Consider the following 22666-nt stretch of genomic DNA (forward strand, 5'->3'; position numbering starts at 1 on the left):
AATAGATACAGGGGAGGACCATGTATCTTTTATAGATCTATTTGCTAATGAAAAGGTGAATATAGAAGAAGATTTATTAAAATCAGAAAACTACTATTTTTTAGAACAAGGATTAAAAGCTCTGACTGAAAAGGAAAAAAGGATTATTGTCCTTTATTATGGGATGAATTTGAATATGAGGCAAATTTCTAAAGCTTTAGGTGTTCACTATCAGACTGTTGTTAAGACGAAGGAACGAGCATTAGGAAAAATGAAAAATCATTTTTTATAATACTAAAATTTTTTGAAAGGAGGCGAAAATATGGAAGAGATTTATACTCATGTTGCAAACTTAGGATTTCCTATTGCTGTATCAATCTATTTATTAATTCGGATTGAAGGAAAGCTAGAGAAGCTTAGTGCGAGCATCAATGAGTTAACAAAAGCTATTGTCAGTCTAAAATAAAAGAGCGAATAAAATTACTTTATAGGTTGTTTTATAACCCATAAAGTAATTTTATTTTGAATTTAAATGAAAGGGAAGAGATTAAGACTTTTATGCTATAATATACATATCAAATCCTTTAGGAGGACATTATGATCGTAGAAATACAAGGTGTATTATCAGAAATTATTTTTCAAAATGATGCGAATGGCTATACGGTTGCTATTGTTGAAACGGAAGAAGAACAGATAACAGTAGTAGGGTATATGCCTGTTATAAATACTGGAGAAACCTTTTGCTTTTCTGGAAAGTGGATAGTTCATCCTAAATTTGGAGAACAACTGGAGATTATATCTTATAAAAGAATCATGCCAAATACCTTAGAGGGAATTGAAAAATATTTGTCATCAGGTATTATTAAAGGAATTGGACCAAAGCTTGCAAAAAAGATTGTTGAGCAATTTGGAAAAGATACTCTTGATATGATGCAGTATACTCCACATTTATTAACAAAGGTAAGCGGTATAGGGGAAGCAAAGGCACGAAAAATTGCAGAATCCTTTAAGGAACAAAGAGAAATCAGTGAGATAATCCTTTTTCTTCAAGAATATGGTGTAACACCTAATTATGCTATAAAAATTTATAAAAAATATAAAGAAAATACAATTGCATATATACAAGAAAATCCTTACCGTTTAGCAGAGGATATATTTGGAATTGGATTTAAAATTGCAGATGCTATTGCAAAAAGAATGGGAATTGATCCAACTTCACCTTATAGAATAATGTGTGGAATAAAGTTTATACTTACCCAATCTCATCTTGAAGGACACACATATACACCAAGAGAGGAATTAATTGAAGAAACTGCCAAAACATTAGATGTAAAAAAAGAGCTTATAGAAGATGCACTTACTCAAATGGCGTTAAATAATGAAATTCATCTTGAAAACATAGAAGGTAAAATAGTAGTTTATGCTATGTCTTATTTTTATGCAGAGAGCTATGTGTGCAAAAAAATGGTTGAAATGGCTCAAGCATCATTAGAGCCTATTGCAGAGGATTTAGATAAAGAGATTGAAGCAATAGAAGAAAATGAAAAAATATCTTTAGCAAAGAATCAAAAAGAAGCGGTAAAGGAATCTGTAAAAAATGGTATATTGGTTATTACAGGAGGACCGGGAACAGGAAAGACTACAACTATTAACAGTATTATAAAAATGTTTGAAAATCATAATCTTAGTATTATGCTAGCTGCTCCTACAGGAAGAGCTGCAAAAAGAATGAGTGAAGCAACGGGAAGAGAGGCAAAGACGATTCATAGACTTTTAGAATATGCTTATATAGATGAAGAAGTAGGTATGAGCTTTGGAAAAAATGAAGAAGAACCTTTAGCTTGTGATGTAGTGATAATTGATGAAATGTCTATGGTTGATATTCTATTGATGAAAGGTCTGTTAAGGGCGTTGCTTCCGGGGACTAGATTGATTTTAGTTGGAGATGTCGATCAGCTTCCATCTGTAGGTCCAGGAAACGTATTAAGAGATATTATTGATAGTGGGATTATAAAAGTTGTAAGGCTGGATAAAATTTTTAGACAGGCTCAGGAGAGTATGATAATTGTTAATGCCCATAGAATAAACAAAGGGGAGTATCCATATATTAATAAAAAAGAGAAGGATTTTTATTTTATAAAAAAAAGAAATCAATTACAGGTAGTACAGACTATAAAGGAATTATGTAAGGAGAGATTGCCCAAATTCAGTAGCTGTGATCCTATCAAAAATATTCAGGTGCTTACACCTATGAAAAAAGGACAAGTAGGGATGTTTCAGTTGAACAATGTGCTGCAGGAGATTTTAAATCCACCTAGTTCTAAAAAGCAAGAAAGACAGATGAAGGATAAAGTCTTTAGAGTGGGAGATAAGGTCATGCAGATGAAAAACAACTACAACTTAAAGTGGAGCACAATTGATGGAGAAGAAGGAGAAGGAGTCTTTAACGGAGACTTTGGCTATATACAAAAGATTGATAATGAAGAAAAGGAAATGATTGTTTTGTTTGATGAAGAAAAATTGGTTACCTACGATTTTTCTCAGCTTGATGAATTAGAACTAGCATACTGCATAACTATCCATAAAAGTCAAGGGAGTGAGTTTCCGATTGTAGTTATGCCTATTTTTTGGGGGCCACCTATGCTTTTAACAAGAAACCTTTTATATACAGCTGTTACAAGAGCTAAAGAATTAGTAGTAATGGTAGGCATTGAAGGGAGTCTTAAAAATATGGTAGATAATTATCGCGTTATCAGAAGAAATTCAGGACTAGGGAGCAGACTCAAAAAATTTTTGACAGAAAATTTGATTGAGTTTTAAGGAGATTAATACTATTATACCTTGCTTTTTTATGATAATATTTTGATATATATGTTCATTAGAAATCTATTTTGCAAGGTTTCTTTATATGATCTTGCTGACAAAAGGGAGCAAGGCAAATGAATTTAGGTGCATATATAGATACTTTTCTTGATTTGATTTATCCTCGGAATATTTATTGTATATTATGTAATGAAAGCATTAAAAAAACAGAAAAATATTCCTTATGTAGTTCATGTATACAAAAGATCAAGTTTATTGAGGGGAGAGCTTGTGAAAAATGCGGAAAGCCTTTAGAAGATTTTTATTTCCTACAGGAATGTCCTGATTGTATAAAGACAAAGCATTTTTTTACAAAAGGCTTTTCTTGTGTAGAATACAATGAGCATATGAAAGAACTTGTATATAAGTTAAAATACAAAAATCAAAGATATATAGCTTATCATATGGCAGAGATTATGGTAGATAAGTTAAAAAAACAAAAGTTATCTAATATAGATTATATTGTTCCTGTGCCTTTATACAAGAAAAAAGAAAAAAATCGGGGGTTTAATCAAGCTGATCTACTTTCTAAATACATAGGAAAAGCGATGGATTGGAAAGTATCGAGAAAGAATCTTATTAAAATAAAAGACACAAAGGCTCAAAACCAGCTTACAAGAAATGAAAGAAAAAACAATTTAAAGGACGCTTTTTCTGTTAGATTGTTAGAGCAGTTTACAGATAAAAATATACTTTTAGTTGATGATGTATATACTACAGGAAGTACGGTAGATGCCTGTTGCAGAGAAATAGTAAAAGCAAGACCTAAAAAAATATATGTTATATCCTTTGCTACAGGAAAAAATATATAAATTTCAATGAATTTAAGGGGGAAAAGGCATGGCTGAAATTAGAAATTGCAAAGAATGTGGCAGACTTTTTCAATATACTGGTATCAGTAAAATATGTCCGAGATGTCAAAAAAAGGATGAAGAAGATTTCAAGGTTGTAAGAGAATACATTTATGAGAATGAAGGGGCAACTCTTACAGAAGTATCAGAAGAAACAGGTGTAGATGAGGATAAAATTCTTCGCTTTTTAAGAGAAGGAAGACTTGAAATAGTAGGAGAAAATTCAGCGCTTATTCTTGAGTGCGAACGTTGTGGAAAACCTATCAGAACAGGAAGATTTTGTGATGCTTGTGCACATGAATTACAAGCTGGATTAAAAAGTGGTTTTGAGAAGGTTGATAGATTAAAATCAAATGTTGATAAGCAAAAAGAAAAAATGTATACAGCAGAAAGAAAAAAAAGAAGATAAATTTTATAAAACATGTAAACATCATCCTCACTTTTGCCGATACTAAGGTATAATCATTCGGCAGAAGTGAGGTGTTTTTATGAAGGTCACGAACAATCCAAATATACAAAAAATACTTAGTACGTATAGAAAGAATACAAAGGCTGTAGGAAATACTAAAAAAATGAAGCAAAAGGATGATCAAATCCAAATATCTGAAAATGCAAGAGAATATCAATTTGCGCTAAACGCTTATAAAAAGCTTCCAAAGATGAGAGAAGAAAAGGTAGAAAAAATAAAGCAGCAAATGATTTCAGAAAATTACAGTCCATCTGCAGAGGAAGTTGTAGAGCGTATTTTTGATAGAAGAGTTTAGAAATTTTGAAGGTAAGCTTACCTTCGAATTTTTTTAAGTTTCTTTTAAGGAGGCTCTTAAATGTCAAAATCTATTGAGCAGTTAATTCTTGCACTTAGCAAAGAGTATGAGATATATAAAGGTTATTTAGAATTAGCAAAAAAGAAAAGAGATGTAATAGTAGAAGGAAATATAAAGGAATTAGAAAAGATTACAAATGACGAACAGAGTATAGTGGTAAGTATGGGGAAAATAGACGAAATACGAACAGCAATTATCGGAAATATTTTATTTGAGCAAAAAATAGATTGGGTTGAAAACATAACAGAGCTAGCAAGTTCTATAAAAGATCCAGAAAGAACAGAAATATTATCATTAAAGGATAAGCTAGGAAGTATTTTAAAAAAAATAAAAGAGGTCAATGACTTAAATACCAAGCTGCTTGAGCAGTCATTAGAGTATATTGAATTTAATGTAAATTTATTGACTAATGCAGAAGTAAAAGGGAATACCTATGGAAGTAAAGCTGATGAGAATGAGTTAAAGCACAGACCAAATATATTTGATGCAAAGGTATAAGGTGGGGTAAAGATGAGTGGAAGTTTTTTTGGTTTAAATATAGCAAGAACAGGATTATTTTCAAGTCAAAGGGCACTTCAGATTACTGGACATAATATTGCTAATGCAAATACGCCTGGCTACAGCAGACAAAGACTAAACGTTACAGAGTCTAATCCTATAGGAATACCCGGTGGACAAGGAATGCAGGGAACAGGAGTAGATACTACAAGCATTCAGCAAATTAGAGATGCATTTTTAGATTTTAAGATAAGAAAAGAATTTACAACAAGTGGAGAATGGGAGCCTAGGTTAGAAGCACTACAGCAGATAGAAGCAATATTTAATGAGCCTTCTGACAGTGGAATAAGAAAGGTAATGGATGAATTTTTCTCAGCACTACAGGAATTAAGTGAAGGTGAAAAAGCTGATAATCTTACTGTAAGAGCACAAGTTAGGCAAAGAGGAATTGCACTGGCTAAAACTTTAAATCATATGTATAATCAGCTATCTGATATGCAAAAAAATACTGACTTTGCAGTAGAAACAACAGTTGATCAAATTAATGGCTATGCAAAGGAAATTGCAAAATTAAATAAGCAAATTTCTATCTATGAGTTAGATGGTAGTCATGCTAACGATTTGAGAGACCAAAGAAATTTATTAATAGATAAGCTATCTGAATTAGTGGATATTGATGTAAAAGAAATTCCTAATGGGAATAGTGAAAATCTAGGTACAAATATGAGAATTATGATTGGTGGAAATATTTTAGTATCTAATGAGAACTATAATACATTAAAAGCTACACCTAGAGAGGGCTTAAATAACTATCTAGATCAGCCAAGACTTTTAGAAATAAAGTGGGAGGATGGAACGACCTTTTCTTGCCGTGGAGGAAAGCTAAAAGGACTTTTAGATGTAAGAGATAATATAGATGGAAAAGAAAAAGGGATTCCTTACTATATGGATAAACTAAATAAATTTACTACAACTTTTATACTCAGATTTAATATGCAACATGGATCAGGATATGGGCTAGCTGGAGCTGGAACAGGCATTCCATTTTTCAATAGTGCTTATTTGATGAAAATACCAGATACTACTCCAGCAACACCTGTGCCAGCTGGATATAAATATCTTAAAGATACAAATGGAAATACAATTAAAGATGCAGATGGAAACTTCTATATAACTAAAGATATAGATTATGGAGGTATGCAATATGTATCAAATGTAGATATAAATGCTTTAGGTGGAAATTCAGATGCAGATATTATTCAGAAGTTCGAAGAGAAGAATCAAGGTTATACTCTTTTTAAGGTAGAAGGAGCATCTGGAAGTGTATGGCTTAAGATGAAAATAGTAAAAGCTGGAGATGTTGATATTTCTAATGAAATTTATAATAATTTAAACAATATTGCAGCAGGTAAAAAAGCATATGACAGTGATAGTGATGGAGTTTTAGATAGTGCACTCACAGGAGATGGAAGTAATGCATTGGCTTTAAATGAGTTAAGACATGATGGAAATATGTTTGCCTGGGGAACACCAGATGACTATTTTAAATCGCTGATTTCAAATCTAGGGGTTGATGGGCAGGAAGCTGTTAGAATGGTAGATAATCAAGCAGTGTTGATTAAAGATATTGATAATAAAAGACAATCCATATCAGGAGTATCTCTTGATGAGGAAATGACAAATATGATTAAATTTCAGCAGTCATATAATGCTTGTGCGAGAATGATTACAGTAGTAGATGAAATGCTAGATAAGATTATTAATGGGATGGGCGTTGTAGGAAGATAAATTTTATAAAGTTGAGGTGAGAAAAGGTGAGAATTACAAATTCTATGATGAGCAATACGATGCTCCTTAATTTAAATAATAATTTAAGAAGATTAGATAAATGGAATAAACAAATGTCTACAGGAAAAAAGTTTACTATGCCTTCTCATGATCCTATTGGGGTATCAAAGAGTTTAGGGTTAAATACAGCAGTAGCAGAAATAGAAAGGTACAAAAAAAATGCAGAAGATTCTTTGTCATGGCTTAATATTACGGAATCAGCTGTGGAAGATATAGGAAATATACTTCAAAGAGCAAGAGAGTTAGCTGTAAGTGCAGATGGAACGGAAACAAAAGAGGATAAACAAAAGATCAAAGTAGAAATAGATCAATTAAAAGAACAGCTTATAAAGGTTGCCAATAGTACTTATTCTGGGAAATATATTTTTTCAGGATATAAAACAGATCAAAAATTATTGGATAATAATGGGATATATCTAATTGATTCAAAAAATGATGAAAAAATGGAATATGAAGTAGGGACTGCAGAGAGAATAGATGTAAATACGTTGGGACATAAATTGTTTGGAATAGATGTAGGATCTTTAGATACATTAAATACCAATGAGGCTGCGGAAGGAAACAAAGCACAACTAATAGCTGTATTTGATGACTTGAGTAATTCACTAGATACTGATAACCAAGCTGGAATTGAAAAGGCTCTAGGTAGAATAGATGAACATATGGAAAATGTATTGCAAATTCGAGGAGAAATTGGTGTAAAAACCAATAGAATGGAAATGACTATTAATCGAATTGAGAAAGATGTTATAAACTTTACAGAGTTACTTTCTAAAAATGAAGATGCAGACATGGCAGAGGTTATAATGAAATTTAAGAATGATGAAAATATATATAGAGCATCTTTGTCAGTAGGGGCAAAGGTTATTCAACCTAGTCTTGTTGACTTTATAAGATAATTTTCACTGGAGGTGAAAATATGGAGCTTCGTATTACAACAACTCCAGCACTGATTGGTATTAAAACTACTCCGGGAAAAATGTCTATACAGCAGCCAAAAGCAGATATAAAGATGACTACCAAGCTTCCTAAGGTAGAAATTCATACAGAACCTGTAAAGGTACAGATTGATCAATATCCTTGTCGTGCAGAAATAGGGTTCAAAAATTATATAGACTTGACAAAGGATACGGCTAGCTTTGCAAAACAAAAGGCTATGGAAGGGATTGCACGGATTGTAAGACAGGGAAATGAAATGGCAGCTATTCAAAATAAGACAGATGTTATTCCTGAGCAGGCAGAAGAAAATGCATATCATTTATTTGATAAAGAGTTTAATTTTGATCTGATTCCTAAGAGTAGACCCAAAATTGACTTCATCGGAGGAAAGGTAGATATAAAACCTATTGAAGGAAAAGTCAATATGGATGTAGGAGTCAATAAACCTATTATTGATTATAAAATGGGGAAAGTGGATATATATTTGAGACAAAAAAATAGTATAAACATTGAGTATGTAGGAGGAAGGTTCAACCAATTAGGTTGAACTTTTGAACTAAAAGGGAGGATTCTTTATGATTCTTAATACAAAGCATTTTGGAGAAATAGAGATAGAACAGGAAAAAATTATTACCTTTGAAGAAGGCTTGTTAGGCTTTGAGGATATAAAAGAATATGCTATGATTCTAAATCCAGATAAAGAAGTAGCTTTTCATTGGCTTCAAGCTGTCAATGAACCGAGTTTAGCATTTGTTATTACAAATCCATTTTTATTTAAAAAGGATTATGATTTTTATATTCCAGAAAAAATAGTAGCTGCATTAGAGATCGAAAAAGAAGAAGATGTAGTGATATTTAGCATTGCTGTTGTGCCACAGGATATAAAAAAGATGACCATTAATCTAAGAGGTCCTTTGATTGTGAATACAAAGAATAAAAAAGGGAAACAAATTGTATTAGATACAGATAAATATCCTTTGAAATATTTTATATTTGAGGAAGATAGATAGGAGGGAGCAGTATGTTAATACTCAGCAGAAAAAAAGATGAAAGCATCATTATTGATCAAAAAATAGAGATAAAGGTGATTGCTATTGAAGAAGGAAAAGTAAGATTAGGTATATCTGCTCCTAAAGATTTAGAGGTCCATAGGAAAGAAATATATATAGAAATTCAAAAAGAAAATAAAAAGGCAGCAGTAGGAAACTTGAGTCTGAAAGGATTAGGTAATTTGTTGAAAAAATAGATAAAAATTCTGTAGGCTTCGAATAAACTTCATATTCTCACACAATAGATAATATGATACAATGATATAAAAAACATAGGGGATGATTCTATGAATAACGAAGATAAATTATTTAATTTAATGGAGAAGATGTATAGTGAATTGCAAGAAGTACGAAAAGAGGTTAAAGATAATAGCAATAGATTGAATAATATTGAAACTAGACTAGATAACATGGACAATAGACTAGATAATATTGATATTAGGCTAGAGAATGTTGAGACAAGGTTAGAAAATGTTGAGACAAGGCTAGAGAATGTTGAGACAAGACTAGAAAATGTTGAGACAAGGTTAGAGAATGTTGAGACAAGACTAGAGAATGTTGAGATAAGGCTAGAAAATGTTGAGACAAGGTTAGAGAATGTTGAGACAAGGCTAGAAAATGTTGAAACAAGGCTAGAGAATGTTGAAGATAGATTAGATAATATGGATAATAGACTAGATCGCATTGAAAATGTTGAAAAAACAATTCTTTATTATACTATTGGACTAGATAAAGAAATCAATGAAGTGTCACAAACAATTAAAGAGCATAATAATATGTTTGATGCATATAGTGTAGAACAATTAAAAAAGCAAAAACAAGAGCAATAATTTGCTCAAAGAATAATAACTATAGAAGTAGGGAATAAATTCTCTACTATTTTTTTTACAAAAAAATTATAAAAAACACTAAAGTATAAAAAACTCATGCCGATAATAATAATACAAGCAATAAATAAACCTTACATATCGGCCGAGTGTGAGATGAAAAACTAAATAAAACAATTGGACAGGATGTCTATAAAAATCATTCAGGGAGGAATGTAAAATGAGAATCAACCATAACTTAATGGCAATGAACACACATAGACAAATGGGAATTAATCAGTTTAATTCTTCAAAGTCTATTGAAAAATTATCTTCAGGTTTAAGAATCAATAGAGCTGGAGATGACGCAGCAGGACTTTCAATTAGTGAAAAAATGAGAGCACAAATAAGAGGACTTAATCAAGCATCAAGAAATGCTCAAGATGGTATTTCTATGATCCAAACAGCAGAAGGTGCATTAAATGAAACGCAAGCTATTCTTCAAAGAATGAGAGAACTTGCAGTGCAGTCATCAAATGCAACAAATACAGATGAAGATAGAGCAGCACTACAAGATGAAGTTAGTCAGTTAAAAGCAGAAATAGATAGAATAGGAAATACTACAGAATTCAACACAAAAAAATTACTTAATGGAGATATGGCAGGAGATGGAACAACTATTGTTGGAGAAAATGTAACTACAGGTGCTGTATCTATGACACAGCAAGCTGCTAAAACTACAGCAACTAATGTTATGAAATCAGCTGATTTATCAAGCTTGGACTTTACTGTAAAAGATACAATTACAATAGATGGACATGATATAGAAATAGATTGGGAAAAACATCTATCTGATGCAGATCAAAATTTACTAAAAAAAGATTATAGTGGTACAGCTATGACAGCTGATGAAGAAGCAGCTGCATTAAAAGCTGTAGAGGATGCAATCAATAGTGCTATAGACGAATATAATTCATCTAATGCAGCTGGTGCAAAAGTATCTCATGTAAATCTTTATACAGATGCTACAAATAAAGTAGTAATAGAAAGTGGTATAAAAGGTGAAGAATCAGAAATTACTTTTACAGGCAAAGCAAATAGTATTGCTGATGAAATTCTAGGGGATGCTTCTCAAGGGACTATAACAGATAAAGGTGATAATATTGTTGACTTTACATTAGCTGGTACAGAAACACTTCAATTTGAAATAAATGGAGTATCATTAAAAACAGCTGCTTTAGCTGCTGCTACTTCTGGTACAACTTCAGGAGATACAGTTGCTACTGATTTACAGACAAAAATTAATGCTGCTATTTCAACTTATAATACAAATGCTGGATTAAGTAAAGGTGATGAAGGTTTTATTGAAGATGTAACTATAGATGCAAAGGACGGCAAATTCATTATAACAAGTCCAACAGGTTCTATTAGCTTTACAGAACAAGACGGGGACAATACTTTAGAAAATATGGGGCTAACTGATACACAAACAGAAGCTGCAGCACAAGGGGCAGTAAGTCTTCAAATCGGTGCAAATAGAGGGCAAACTATGTCATTTGGTATTAGTGACATGAGATCATCAGCTCTTAAAGTAAATACAGTAGATATATCTACGCAGTCAGGAGCATCAATGGCAATTGATGATATAGATAGTGCTATTCAAGCAGTATCTAAACAAAGAAGTGCATTAGGAGCTGTTCAAAACAGACTAGAGCATTCTATCAAAAACTTAGATACATCATCAGAAAATCTACAAGCAGCAGAAAGTAGAATTAGAGATGTAGATATGGCAAAAGAAATGATGAACTTCCAAAAGAACAATATCCTACAGCAAGCAGCACAATCAATGTTGGCTCAAGCTAATCAAGCTCCACAAGGAGTACTTCAGTTGTTAAGATAATTAGTGAACCAATTTTAATGTATTAAAATTGTGTAAGTTGGGTTTTGTTATAATTCAGGGACGAATTATAAAACTCAGGGACGAGTAAAATACCTAATATTAATATATTACGCTCAGGGACGAGTTGATACGACCTATATATTTGCAGGACGCAAAAAGGTATAGGTGTATTAACTCGTCTTTTGTTTAAAGATATAAATAAAGAATATAACGGCTGATGGATGAGTTGAGTTTATATATTTTTCAACTCATCCTGCTGGAGAAAAAATTGAAACATCACTAAGAAATGACAAAATTCGACACACTGATTTAGTAATATATATATGGTCCTATAGAATTATAAAAAACAAGCATATAAGACTATATATATGGGACTAAAATATTATAAATAAAGTTGAATTTCAAGGAGGAAGAAAGATGTTAGTTATAGGCAGGAAGCCAGGAGAATATGTAGTTATAGGGGAGAATATTAAAGTAAAGGTAGTAAAAAGCAATGATGGAGATCTAAGACTTGCCATCGATGCACCCAAAGATATAAAAATTGTTCGTGGAGAAATATACGAACAAGAACACTTACAAGAAGCTAAATAAAGATATAAACTCAGGGACGAGTTGACTTTTATGACTATACAGCAGGATGCTGAAATAGTCATAAGGTTAGGCTCGTCCCTTTTAAATTTGTTATTTTTAAGTATCACAGAATCCCGGGAACTGTGATGCTTATGAATAAATATAAAGAAAGTGAGAAAGGAAGCTCACTAAATAAAAAAATCAAGGAGGAATAAAAATGAGAATCAATCACAATTTAATGGCAATGAACACACATCGTCAGTTAGGAGTTAACAATTTAGCAGGAGCAAAGTCAATTGAAAAATTATCATCAGGATATAGAATAAATAGAGCAGGTGACGATGCTGCAGGTCTTGCAATTTCTGAAAAAATGAGAGGACAAATAAGAGGACTTAATCAAGCTTCTAGAAATGCTCAAGATTCTATTTCATTAATCCAAACAGCTGAAGGTGCATTACAAGAAACTCAAGCGATCCTTCAAAGAATGAGAGAATTAGCAGTACAATCTGCCAATGATACAAATGTTAGTGTAGATAGAGATAAAATCCAATCAGAAGTAGATCAATTATCAAGAGAAATTACTAGAATTGCAGAAACTACTGAGTTCAATACACAAAAATTATTAAATGGAGATAAACAAAGTGCAAGTGCAGCTATAACTTTCCACATAGGAGCAAATGCTGACCAAAATGTTGATTTAACAATTAACAATATGGATGCAAAAGCGTTGCGTGTAACTAAAGCTACACTTACAGAAACTACAATTTCAGGAGATTTAAAAGCTACTAATGTAACAACAAATTCTGTTACAATTAAAATTACTACTGGTACAGCAGCAGCTTCTGTTTCTGTAGCAGGTTCAGCAAGTGCTGGATATACTATAAATGTTACAGCTACTACTGGGACAACAGTAAATGCGTTAAAAACTACATTAGAAGGAAATTCAACAATTGCTAGTTTGTTAAATTTTGCTGATGGAACTACTGCAGCAATAACAGCAACAACAGCTGGTGTGACAGTAACTGCTGCTGATTATTCAGATGCAGATTCTAAAAGTGGAAGTGGTATTCAAGTAAATACTCAAAGTGCTGCAAATACAGCTATAACAACTATCAATAATGCTATTAATACGGTTTCAAAAGAAAGAGCTAAATTAGGTGCTATGCAAAATAGATTAGAGCATACGATCAAAAACCTAGATACAGCTTCTGAAAACCTACAAGCTTCTGAATCAAGAATCAGAGATGTAGACATGGCGAAGGAAATGATGGAGTTCCAAAAGAACAACATCCTTCAACAAGCTGCTCAGGCAATGCTTGCTCAAGCAAATCAAGCACCTCAAGGCGTACTTCAGCTATTAAGATAATTATAAATGTACATAAAAGAGTCAAAGATTTTTTCTTTGGCTCTTTTGTATATTATTTAAAGATTTTGTAAAAAAATCCGATAAATAATAAGAACACTTTTATGAAAGGTTGGTGAAAACTGGTGGACAATCAGCAGTTATTATTAAATATAGAACTTCTTAAAAAACATGGATATACTGAAGAGATAATTAAAAATCCTATACTAGATATTGAAAAAAATAATCAAGGATATGATAACTTACGATATCAAACAGAAGATGGAAAAAAAATATATATTCATAGTAAATATAATATGCAAAGAGAATGGAAAAGTCTTGAAAAAGATCTTAATCTAGAAGAAAGGGATGCTATATATATTGTATATGGTTTGGGATTGGGATACCATATTAAAGAATTAAAAAAGAAAATTAGTAGTAGAAGCTATATATATGTTATTGAGAAAAATTTAGATATTGTTTCTACTTACATGAGGACTCAAAACTTTTTAGAAATTGCTACTGGAAATATTTTTTTCTTTTTTGGAAGTGATGAAGAAATTCTTACAAGAATCAATCAGAAAATATTTGCTTTCAATGTAATGCCTCTTTTTGGAAATTTAACTAATCTAATTCTTCCTTCTTATAAAAATATATACGGAAATTGGATAAATGAAATGCAGAGAAAAATTTTTGATACTATTAGGCATGCTTATTTTATGCTAGGAAATGATATGGAAGATACAATTATTGGAATTAAAAATAATTTAGAGAACATCAATACATTACTTGAAAGTCCTAGTATTGAATTATTAAAAAATGCGTATTCAAATAAGCCAGTTATAATTGTAGCAGCAGGACCTTCTTTAGATAAAAATATTCATGAGTTAAAAAAACTGCAAGGAAAGGCTTTGATTATAGCAACGGATGCAGTTTTATCTACTTTGAAAAAATATGAAATTGTTCCTGATGGGGTGGTAACTATTGAAAGAATGTTACTAACCTATGAGAAGTTTTATAAAGATAAAGAAATCAATCCTAAAACCGTTTTTATTGGTCCTACTGTTGTGCGACCAGAAATATTTTCTACATTGAAAGATAACAAAAAATTAATTTGTCTAAAGCAAGGAGAAAAGATAAACGAATGGATAAATAATGATATTCTAGGAGAGAATCGCTTGCTTTCAATGGGAACATCTTGCGCTCATATAGCTTTTTCTTTTGCTAAATATATTGGGGCAAATCCTATTATATTTATTGGACAAGATTTGGCATACACTAAGGATGGTGTTACCCATTCTAATGATGTTGAAATTAAGAACAAAGTAGACACTACAAATAATCAACAAATCACTTTTGTTAAGGGAATAGACGGAGAAATGTTACCTACTAGTCATGCTTTCAAACAGTTTTTAACTTGGTTTGAATTAGAGATTGGTAAGGATAATGGAACAAGAGAATATATTGATGCTACCGAAGGAGGGGCATATATCTCTGGTACAAAAATAATGACTCTAAAAGAAACTATAGAAAAATATTGTAATGAGAAAGTTATTCCATTACATGAGAAGGTTCCAAAAAGCGAAAAATCAGAAGAAAAATATGATAGAGCTATTATAGAAGTAGAGAAATTAATTGAAAAATTTCAACAAATCAAAAAGGAAGCTAATTTACAAATATTAAGGTTAGATAAGCTTCAAACTAAAGTAATTCGAAATAAAAAAGATTTTAAGATGAAAGACAAAGAAAAAATTTATAAAGTTCTTAATCAAGGAAAAGAAATAGAAGATTTAATACTAAAGCATGATATTGCTAGAACTCTTTTTCAGGCACCTTTTATGATGGCAGCTACAAAGGTAAGAATGTTAGGAAATGAAGCAAGCTATGAAAATATGAAAGAAAATGTGCAAATTCAAAAGAAAATGGTAGCATCTTTTATAGTAGGGTGTTACAGTGTCATAGAGGTATTAATAGATGTTCTTCAAAAAATGAAGAAAGAATAGGAGGCGAACAAATGAAGGAACAAGAAATATTAGTAAAAGAGACAACAGAAGAATTAAATACTTATTTACCTAAAATGATTAATGGAATAGAAAATTTTGTAGAATATGTAATGCAATCAAAGGAACAAGATGCTCAAAAACTATTACCCGTTATTTTTGAAGGGTTAGAGTGGATTGCACAAGCAATTTATTTAAAGAATAGGATAAAACAAGGAACTATGAAGGAGCAGGAGTTAGTAGAAAAATTACCACTGCTTATAGATGCATATGAAAATAGGGATTTTATTTTAATTAGTGATATTTTAGATTATGAAATAAAACCGATACTAGAAAAATGGATTCATCGGATACATTAAATAAAAAGAAAAAGGTGGTTTAAATATGTTAAATAATTCTTCTATTTTAATAACAGGAGGAACAGGTTCCTTTGGAAAAAAGTTTATAGAAATGATTTTTGATAGATATAAACCATCTAGAGTAGTAATTTATTCTAGAGATGAATATAAACAGGATTTAGTTAAGAGAGAATTTTTAGCTAAACTTACATATAAACAGTTTAAAAAACTAAGATTTTTTATAGGAGATGTTAGAGATAAAGATAGATTATACAGGGCTTTTGATGGTATAGATTATGTAATCCATGCTGCTGCAATGAAACAGGTACCAGCTTGTGAATATAACCCATTTGAAGCAATAAAGACCAATATACATGGGGCTCAAAATATAATAGATGCTGCAATTGATAGAGGGGTAAAAAAAGTTGTAGCCTTATCAACAGATAAAGCTGTTAATCCAATCAACTTATATGGAGGAACAAAATTAGTATCGGACAAATTATTTATATCTGCCAATGCATATTCTGGAGGTAAAAGTACAATATTTTCTGTAGTAAGATACGGAAATGTTGCTGGAAGTAGAGGATCGGTCATACCATTTTTTAGAAATTTAATAGAGCAAGGAAAGATGGAATTACCGATCACTGATTTTAGAATGACAAGATTCTGGATTACGCTAGAAGAAGGGGTAAATTTAGTATTCAAGGCGTTAGAGGAATCTAGAGGGGGAGAAACTTATATATCCAAGATACCTTCTTTCAAAATAACAGATCTAGCGAAAGCAATGCTAGATGATGTACAAATGAATGAGGTTGGAATAAGAGAAGGAGAAAAGCTACATGAAGTAATGATAACAAAGGATGATTCAAGAACAACCTATGAATATGAAAAGCATTATATTATATACCCACATTTTGATTGGTGGAATTCTAAAAAGCATTTTACTCCAGGTGGGAAATTAATAGAAGAGGGATTTGAATATAATTCAGGTAATAATACAGAGTGGCTAAGTGTAGAAGATCTAAGAAAAGCTCTGAAAGATTTGAACATGATTCCAAATATATCAAGTAGAAAAGTGGAAGTTGCAGCAACAATTGATTAGATAGAAGCTTTAAAATAATTAGTTAAGAGATAGTACGTTTAAAAGATAAAGTATAATTTAAAATAATACTGGAGTGGATGATGAAGTGAGTGATAAATTAGCAATATTAGGTGGAAAACCTGTACGAGATGAATTTTTACCTTATGGAAAACAATGTATAGATGAAGAAGATATAGAATCGGTTGTTAAAGTATTAAAGGGAGATTATCTAACAACAGGTCCGAATGTAAGAGAGTTTGAAGAAAAAGTAGCTCAATATGTAGGGGCTAAGTATGCTGTTGCAGTTTCAAATGGTACGGCAGCATTACATGCGGCATGCTTTGCTGCAGGAATACAAGAGGGAGATGAAGTGATCACCACTCCTATAACCTTTGCAGCATCTGCTAATTGTGTTTTATATCAAGGAGCAAAACCAGTATTTGCAGATATAGATCCTAAAACTTATAATATTGATGTAAAAGATATAGAAAGAAAAATTACAGATAAAACAAAAGCCATTATTCCAGTAGATTTTACAGGACAAGCAGTTGATTTAGATAAAATCATGGAATTAGCAGATAGATATAATCTTACGGTAATAGAAGATGCAGCCCATGCATTAGGGACAGAATATAAAGGAAAAAAGATCGGGAGTATAGCACATATGACAGAGTTTAGCTTTCATCCAGTAAAACATATTACTACTGGAGAAGGTGGCATAGTTACGACAAATGATGAAGAATTATATAAAAAACTTTCACTTTTTAGAACTCATGGAATTACAAGAGATAAAGAATTGTTAGTGAACAAAGAACAAGGTTCTTGGTATTATGAGCAGTTAGATTTAGGATATAATTATAGAATTACAGATATACAGTGTGCTTTGGGAACAAGCCAATTAGAAAAAATACAAAAATTTATAGATCGAAGAAGAGAATTGGTTAGAAAGTATAATGAACAGCTATCAGATATAGATGGAGTAATTACGCCATATGAAGAAGTATATTCAAACTCAAGCTGGCATCTTTATATTATACAGCTAGAGCTTGAAAAGTTTAAGGCAGGGAGAAAAGAGATATTTGAAGCATTAAAGGCTGAAAATATAGGAGTGAATGTACATTACGTACCTGTATACTATCATCCATATTATCAAAAGCTTGGATATAAAAAAGGATTATGTCCAAATGCTGAAAAGTTGTATGAATGTATGATTACATTGCCATTGTTTCCTAAGATGAATGATAGAGATTTAGATGATGTAGTTAAAGCTGTAAATAAGGTTTTAAGCTACTATAGAAAGTAGGTAGTGAATATGAGAAAAGTAGTTGCGATAATACAAGCAAGAATGGGTTCTACAAGGTTATCAGGAAAAGTAATGAAAGATTTATTTGGAAAAACTGTACTAGATCATGTAATAACAAGAGTTAAACAAAGTGAATATATAGATGAAATAGTTATAGCTACAACTACATTAAAAAGAGATAATATAATAGTAGAAGAAGCGAAAAAATGTGGAGTAAAATACTTTAGAGGTAGCGAAGATGATGTTCTAAGTAGATATTATTATGCTGCAAAAGAAAATAATGCAGATATTGTTGTTAGGATAACGTCAGATTGTCCATTAATTGACCCTATTGTAGTAGATGAAATTGTTAAATTTTATATAGAAAATGATTATGAAATTGTATCAAATGCAGGAGTAGATTTAAGTCAGAGAACGTATCCACGAGGACTTGATACAGAAGTATTCTCATTTGAAGTTTTAGAAAATGCATTTAAAAACGCTAAAGAAAAATATCAAAGAGAACATGTTACACCATATATATATGAAAATAGTAAAAAAATCTACTACTATAAAAATGACATAGATTATTCAAAATATAGGTGGACATTAGATACAAAAGAGGATTTTGAATTAATTAGAGAAATTTATAAATATTTTTACAGGGGAGAACATGATTTTTATAGTGATCAAATTTTAAATTTAATGAAGAAAGAACCTGAATTAGTTAAAATTAATGAAAATATAGAACAAAAAAAGATAAAAAGTAATTCTTAAATAATAGATAGTGGAGGCGTTAAAGTGATAATAACACTTTTATGTGATAATCCGAATAGTTGGATTAGACCATATATAGAAGAATTAGTGGAAGAATTAACTGAGCTTAATCATGAAGTTTATTTTATAGATCGCTATAAAGAAATAAAGAATGGACATATAGCATTTTTTTTAGGGTGTGAAAAAATTATTCCGAAAAAATATTTAAACTTGAATAAACACAATTTAGTTATACATGAAAGTGCTCTTCCAAAGGGAAAAGGATGGAGTCCATTAACTTGGCAGGTGCTTGAAGGTGAAAATCAAATACCAATTACATTATTTGAAGCTGTTGAAAAGGTAGATGCTGGAGATATTTATCTTCAAGATATAATAAAACTTGATGGTACAGAATTACTTACTGAAATAAAACATAAACAAGGAATAATGACTAAAAAATTAGTATTAGAATTTATAAAGAAATATCCTAACATAACATGCAAAAAACAAGAAGGAGAAGAATCCTTTTATAAGAGAAGGACACCTAAAGATAGTGAATTGGATGTGAATAAAACAATAAAAGAACAATTCAACTTACTTAGAGTGGTAGATAATGAAAGATATCCTGCTTTCTTTTTTATAGATGGACAAAAATATACTATAAGAATATATAAGGAGTGATTGAGTGAAAATTGCTTATTGGGGTCATTATAAACAAATAATACATTCTAAAAACATTCGAAATATTAAATATTTTGTTTTTGAGAATGAAAAAAGTCCAAAAGAATTACTAGAGTATGCTAGAAAAAATAATGTAAGATATTATTTAATAAAATCTAAAAATGATATGTTAAATATATTAAAGGATGAAGAAATACCAGATTTGACTATAGTGGGAAGTTTTGGTAAGATTTTTACACCAGAAATGATAGAATATGTAGAGAGGAAGATTATAAATATTCATCCAGGGATTTTACCTTTCTATAGAGGAAGACACCCTTTACCACAGGCTATTTTAAATAAAGAAACAGAAATGGGAATTACAGCTCATGTATTAAACCAAGAAATAGATTATGGGGAAATAATAACTTTAAAAAAATTAAAAATTGATTATTCAAAAAGCTATAAATTTAATGAACAAAAATTATATAATTTAGTTCCTGATGTATTTGATGAAACTATTAAAAAATATATAAAACGAGAAATAAAATTTTTAGTAAACAAAGGTAAAAAAGGAACTTATTATAAACCGTTAAATAAGAATCTATTAAGAAAAGTAATAAATAGCAACATACTGAAGGAGTTATTTTATGATGAGAAAAATAGCAATTAGTCAACCAAGATACTTACCTGCTTGCAATTATATTGAGAGAATGATCATTTCAGATGTTTTTGTTATGCTAGATAATGTTCAGCATCAAAAGAGAGCTTTTGAACATAGAAATAGAATACGTACAACTAATGGATGTTGCTGGTTATCAATTCCTATTGATAGAAAAAATTCTAAAAGTGATAAGATAAAAGATTTATTAGTATTAAATGATGAAAGTTGGGAAGAGAACCACTATAAAAATTTTGTGCACAATTATAAAAAAACACCTTTTTATGATGAGATAATTAAATTATTAGAAGAATTTTATTCGAAAAAAAGAATATATTTTAATGAAGTTGTTAGGGATATGTTAAATATTTTAATTAATTATTTGGAACTAAAAGTTAAGGTTGAATGGGCTTCAAATTATATTTGGAAATGTAAAAAAGATGATCTATTAATTGAAATCACTAAATATTTTGATGGTGATATATATATATCAGGACCTAATGGTAGAAATTACATTGATAAAAATAAATTTATAAAAAATGATATAGAATTAGTTTTTCATGAATACAATCATCCTGTATATAATCAAATTTGGGGAGATTTCATTCCATATATGACAATATGGGATATGCTATTTTATTGTGGAAAAGATACTGTTAAATATATTAAAACTGGATTTTTGAAAAAGGAGTAATTAATATGCAAATAGGAAATAAGAAAATTGGTGAAGGATACCCCTGTTTTATTATAGGTGAGATAGGAAGTAATCATAATCAAGACTTAAATACTGCTTATAGACTAATAGATATGGCTTGTGAAGCAGGTGTGGATGCTGTAAAATTTCAAACTTTAAAACCTAACGATATTGCAAAAATGGATACGCCAGCTAATGTTTATGGAGAAGCTGAATTTACAAAGGGTAAAAAATATTGGCATGAAGTGCTTAATGATATAGTAATGCCATATGAATGGCATAAAGAATTATTTCAATATGCAAAATTGAAAGGGTTAATAGTATTTTCGACTCCTGAGAGTATTGAAGCTGTAGATTTATTAGAAGAACTTGAAGTGCCAGTATATAAAATTGCCTCTATGGATATAGGATATAAGCAGCTATTAGAAAGAATAGGGAAAACAAACAAGCCTGTAATATTATCATCAGGAATAGCTTCAGTGAAGGATATTTTTGATGCTATAGAAATATTGAGGAAAAATGGGACAAATGAAATTGCATTATTACACTGTGTTTCAGACTATCCTCCTAAATATGACTATATGTCATTAGAAATGATTAATTATTACAAAAATACTTTTAATATTCCGATAGGCTTATCAGATCATTGTGAAGATAACCTATTAGATGGTGTAGCTGTAGCTTTAGGTGCAAAGATAATAGAAAAACATATTACATTAGATAAGCGTAATCCTGGACCAGATCATAGTTTTGCCTTGGATAAAAAAGGATTGAAAAATTTAGTGCAAACAGTGAGAAATGTTGAGAAAGCTATACCTATTAATGAAAAACTATTTGAAAGTAAAAATAGAAAAAAGGAGCTATATGGTAGAAGTATTATATGTATAAAAAGTAAAAAGGCTGGAGAACAGATACTGCTAAAAGATATAGATTTTAAAAGACCTGGTAATGGAATAACTCCTAAAGATGTGGAAAAAATTATAGGTTTAACATTAAAAAATGATATTGAAAAAAATCATGTTCTTAGATGGGAGGATTTTCAATGAAGAAAATCTTAGTTGTAGCTGCTCATCCAGATGATGAAATATTAGGGTTAGGCGGAACTATAAGAAAGCATGTAAATAATGGTGATATAGTAGATTGTGTTATTTTAGGAGAGGGAATGACATCAAGGACTGTAAGAAGAGAAGATATAGATAGTACGTTATTAGATGATTTGCATAATGATACACTTAAAGCAGCAGAAATAGTTGGTTTTAGAAATATATATTTTTCAAATTTTCCGGATAATAGATTTGACTCAGTAGATTTATTAGATATTATTAAAGAAGTAGAAAAACATATAAAGGATATTAGACCGGATATAGTATATACTCACCATTATGGTGATTTAAACATAGATCATAGAAAAACTTTTGAAGCTGCTTTAACAGCATGCAGACCAGTAGGAGATTATTGTGTAAAAGAAATATATTGTTTTGAAACACCGTCTTCTACAGAGTGGAATTTTAAATATGAAGACAATACATTTAAACCGAATGTGTTTATAGATATAGAGGAAACTTTAAAAGATAAATTAAATGCTATGAATTGTTATAAAACAGAGTTAGGACAATATCCCCATCCAAGGTCATTAAAGGCTTTGGAAATTATAGGACAAAGATGGGGAACTGTGGTAGGTAAAAAATATGTAGAAGCCTTCGAACTTATTAGAAAGGTAGATTAG

Annotated in this window: 26 protein-coding genes; all 26 read left to right on the forward strand. The window is 30.6% G+C overall.

Annotation, left to right across the window (positions count from 1 at the left end; all coding sequences use genetic code 11):
* Position 1 precedes the first annotated feature (1 nt).
* The 26 genes from KVH43_RS07060 (at position 2) to KVH43_RS07185 (ending at position 22666) form a co-directional block, all read left to right on the forward strand.
* Positions 2-271 carry a sigma-70 family RNA polymerase sigma factor gene (locus KVH43_RS07060; RefSeq protein ID WP_255547845.1) on the forward strand — a complete coding sequence of 90 codons (270 nt, stop codon included), beginning with the start codon at positions 2-4 and terminating at the stop codon, positions 269-271.
* Positions 272-301: 30 nt separating this feature from the next.
* Positions 302-445 (forward strand): YvrJ family protein, encoded by a 144-nt coding sequence (locus tag KVH43_RS07065; protein WP_218281860.1) that lies wholly within the window; start codon positions 302-304, stop codon positions 443-445.
* A 134-nt stretch (positions 446-579) separates the two neighbouring features.
* Complete coding sequence (gene recD2, locus KVH43_RS07070; RefSeq protein ID WP_218284102.1) at positions 580-2799, forward strand: SF1B family DNA helicase RecD2; 2220 nt, start codon at positions 580-582, stop codon at positions 2797-2799.
* A gap of 119 nt (positions 2800-2918) precedes the next feature.
* A complete protein-coding gene (locus tag KVH43_RS07075; protein WP_218281861.1) occupies positions 2919-3653 on the forward strand; it encodes a ComF family protein in 735 nt (244 codons plus the stop codon).
* Positions 3654-3681: 28 nt separating this feature from the next.
* Positions 3682-4101, forward strand: a complete 420-nt coding sequence (locus KVH43_RS07080) for a TIGR03826 family flagellar region protein (protein WP_218281862.1) — start codon at positions 3682-3684, stop codon at positions 4099-4101.
* Between the two features lie 79 nt (positions 4102-4180).
* A complete protein-coding gene (locus KVH43_RS07085; protein WP_218281863.1) occupies positions 4181-4456 on the forward strand; it encodes a flagellar biosynthesis anti-sigma factor FlgM in 276 nt (91 codons plus the stop codon).
* Between the two features lie 60 nt (positions 4457-4516).
* Positions 4517-5014 carry a flagellar protein FlgN gene (locus tag KVH43_RS07090; protein WP_218281864.1) on the forward strand — a complete coding sequence of 166 codons (498 nt, stop codon included), beginning with the start codon at positions 4517-4519 and terminating at the stop codon, positions 5012-5014.
* Between the two features lie 12 nt (positions 5015-5026).
* Positions 5027-6802 carry a flagellar hook-associated protein FlgK gene (gene flgK, locus KVH43_RS13245; protein ID WP_255547702.1) on the forward strand — a complete coding sequence of 592 codons (1776 nt, stop codon included), beginning with the start codon at positions 5027-5029 and terminating at the stop codon, positions 6800-6802.
* A gap of 26 nt (positions 6803-6828) precedes the next feature.
* The gene (gene flgL / locus KVH43_RS07100) at positions 6829-7761 is read left to right on the forward strand and encodes a flagellar hook-associated protein FlgL (RefSeq protein ID WP_218281865.1); all 933 of its coding nucleotides are present in this window, start codon (positions 6829-6831) and stop codon (positions 7759-7761) included.
* 20 nt (positions 7762-7781) lie between these two features.
* The gene (locus KVH43_RS07105) at positions 7782-8348 is read left to right on the forward strand and encodes a DUF6470 family protein (protein ID WP_255547703.1); all 567 of its coding nucleotides are present in this window, start codon (positions 7782-7784) and stop codon (positions 8346-8348) included.
* A gap of 28 nt (positions 8349-8376) precedes the next feature.
* The gene (gene fliW / locus KVH43_RS07110) at positions 8377-8811 is read left to right on the forward strand and encodes a flagellar assembly protein FliW (protein WP_218281866.1); all 435 of its coding nucleotides are present in this window, start codon (positions 8377-8379) and stop codon (positions 8809-8811) included.
* An 11-nt stretch (positions 8812-8822) separates the two neighbouring features.
* Positions 8823-9047, forward strand: a complete 225-nt coding sequence (gene csrA / locus KVH43_RS07115) for a carbon storage regulator CsrA (RefSeq protein ID WP_218281867.1) — start codon at positions 8823-8825, stop codon at positions 9045-9047.
* A 90-nt stretch (positions 9048-9137) separates the two neighbouring features.
* Positions 9138-9680: a coiled-coil domain-containing protein gene (locus KVH43_RS07120; protein WP_218281868.1), complete on the forward strand. Its 543-nt coding sequence runs from the start codon at positions 9138-9140 to the stop codon at positions 9678-9680.
* Positions 9681-9897: 217 nt separating this feature from the next.
* Complete coding sequence (locus KVH43_RS13340; RefSeq protein WP_218281869.1) at positions 9898-11556, forward strand: flagellin N-terminal helical domain-containing protein; 1659 nt, start codon at positions 9898-9900, stop codon at positions 11554-11556.
* Positions 11557-11973: 417 nt separating this feature from the next.
* A complete protein-coding gene (locus tag KVH43_RS07130) occupies positions 11974-12147 on the forward strand; it encodes a carbon storage regulator (RefSeq protein WP_218281870.1) in 174 nt (57 codons plus the stop codon).
* Positions 12148-12343: 196 nt separating this feature from the next.
* The gene (locus KVH43_RS07135) at positions 12344-13492 is read left to right on the forward strand and encodes a flagellin N-terminal helical domain-containing protein (protein ID WP_218281871.1); all 1149 of its coding nucleotides are present in this window, start codon (positions 12344-12346) and stop codon (positions 13490-13492) included.
* Positions 13493-13614: 122 nt separating this feature from the next.
* Positions 13615-15471: a motility associated factor glycosyltransferase family protein gene (locus tag KVH43_RS07140; RefSeq protein WP_218281872.1), complete on the forward strand. Its 1857-nt coding sequence runs from the start codon at positions 13615-13617 to the stop codon at positions 15469-15471.
* Between the two features lie 11 nt (positions 15472-15482).
* Positions 15483-15827: a DUF8042 domain-containing protein gene (locus KVH43_RS07145; protein WP_218281873.1), complete on the forward strand. Its 345-nt coding sequence runs from the start codon at positions 15483-15485 to the stop codon at positions 15825-15827.
* Between the two features lie 25 nt (positions 15828-15852).
* A complete protein-coding gene (pseB, locus tag KVH43_RS07150) occupies positions 15853-16908 on the forward strand; it encodes a UDP-N-acetylglucosamine 4,6-dehydratase (inverting) (RefSeq protein ID WP_218281874.1) in 1056 nt (351 codons plus the stop codon).
* 85 nt (positions 16909-16993) lie between these two features.
* Entirely contained in the window at positions 16994-18190 is a 1197-nt protein-coding gene (pseC, locus tag KVH43_RS07155; protein ID WP_218281875.1) for a UDP-4-amino-4,6-dideoxy-N-acetyl-beta-L-altrosamine transaminase, read from the forward strand.
* 9 nt (positions 18191-18199) lie between these two features.
* Complete coding sequence (locus KVH43_RS07160; RefSeq protein ID WP_218281876.1) at positions 18200-18946, forward strand: cytidylyltransferase domain-containing protein; 747 nt, start codon at positions 18200-18202, stop codon at positions 18944-18946.
* Positions 18947-18970: 24 nt separating this feature from the next.
* Entirely contained in the window at positions 18971-19606 is a 636-nt protein-coding gene (locus KVH43_RS07165) for a formyltransferase family protein (RefSeq protein WP_218281877.1), read from the forward strand.
* Between the two features lie 4 nt (positions 19607-19610).
* Positions 19611-20258, forward strand: coding sequence for a formyltransferase family protein (locus KVH43_RS07170; RefSeq protein WP_218281878.1), 648 nt, complete (start codon positions 19611-19613; stop codon positions 20256-20258).
* Positions 20236-20940, forward strand: a complete 705-nt coding sequence (locus KVH43_RS07175) for a WbqC family protein (RefSeq protein ID WP_218281879.1) — start codon at positions 20236-20238, stop codon at positions 20938-20940. Before KVH43_RS07170 ends, KVH43_RS07175 begins: the two co-directional genes overlap by 23 nt.
* A gap of 5 nt (positions 20941-20945) precedes the next feature.
* Complete coding sequence (locus KVH43_RS07180; RefSeq protein ID WP_218281880.1) at positions 20946-21986, forward strand: N-acetylneuraminate synthase family protein; 1041 nt, start codon at positions 20946-20948, stop codon at positions 21984-21986.
* Complete coding sequence (locus KVH43_RS07185; RefSeq protein WP_218281881.1) at positions 21983-22666, forward strand: PIG-L deacetylase family protein; 684 nt, start codon at positions 21983-21985, stop codon at positions 22664-22666. Before KVH43_RS07180 ends, KVH43_RS07185 begins: the two co-directional genes overlap by 4 nt.

Origin of the sequence: Crassaminicella indica (assembly GCF_019203185.1) — a bacterium.
In the GTDB taxonomy this organism is placed as follows: Bacteria; Bacillota; Clostridia; order Peptostreptococcales; family Thermotaleaceae; genus Crassaminicella; species Crassaminicella indica.